A 714-nucleotide genomic window follows, 5' to 3' on the forward strand; every position below is an offset into this window, starting at 1 on the left:
CACTGGTGGACGCTCTCGAAAAAGCGGCATCCGGATTGCGGCTTCAGGACATGATCGAGCGATTGGAAGCTGATGATCGGGAATAGCGATCATACCATCGATTTTCCCCGTTTGATCATCGCGCTGAACCGGTGGATAGAATTAGTCGAACTCTGAAGGACGGTTCGCTGCGGGAGGCTGGCGGCTTGCTGGTGCAGGAACGGTATCGAGAATTCGACCCGGCGGAAGTGCGGGCGGTGGCGATGGAGCTGAAGGGCCTGGAGGGCCCGCTCCTGCCGATCCTCCACGCGCTGGTCGACCGGTTCGGCCATGTCGATCGCCGCGCGATCCCGATCGTGGCCGAGGTCCTGAACCTGTCGCGCGCCGACGTGCATGGCGTCGTGACCTTCTACCACGACTTCCGGCAGGAACCGGCCGGGCGCCATGTGATCAAGCTCTGCCAAGCCGAGGCCTGTCAGTCGATGGGCTCGGACCGGGTGCTGGCCGCGCTCGAGACAGCGCTCGGCATCCGTCTGGGCGAGACCAGCCCAGATGGCCGCGTCACGCTGGAGCCGGTCTACTGCCTGGGCCTGTGCGCCAGCGCACCGTCGGCCATGCTGGACGGCGAGCTCCATGGCCGGCTCGATCCGCAAAGCGTGCTGGCTCTCGCCCAGGAGGTGGCGGCATGAGCCGGGTGCGCGTCTTCGTCCCCCAGGATGCCGCGGCGCTGGCGGT

Annotated in this window: 1 protein-coding gene; it reads left to right on the top strand. The window is 66.1% G+C overall.

The features are described from left to right. Nucleotides 1-188: 188 nt before the first annotated feature. Nucleotides 189-668, top strand: coding sequence for a formate dehydrogenase subunit gamma (locus tag EQG76_RS16560; protein WP_407925547.1), 480 nt, complete (start codon nt 189-191; stop codon nt 666-668). Nucleotides 669-714: the final 46 nt, after the last annotated feature.

The organism is Geminicoccus flavidas (genome assembly GCF_009806515.1).
Taxonomy (GTDB): domain Bacteria; phylum Pseudomonadota; class Alphaproteobacteria; order Geminicoccales; family Geminicoccaceae; genus Geminicoccus; species Geminicoccus flavidus.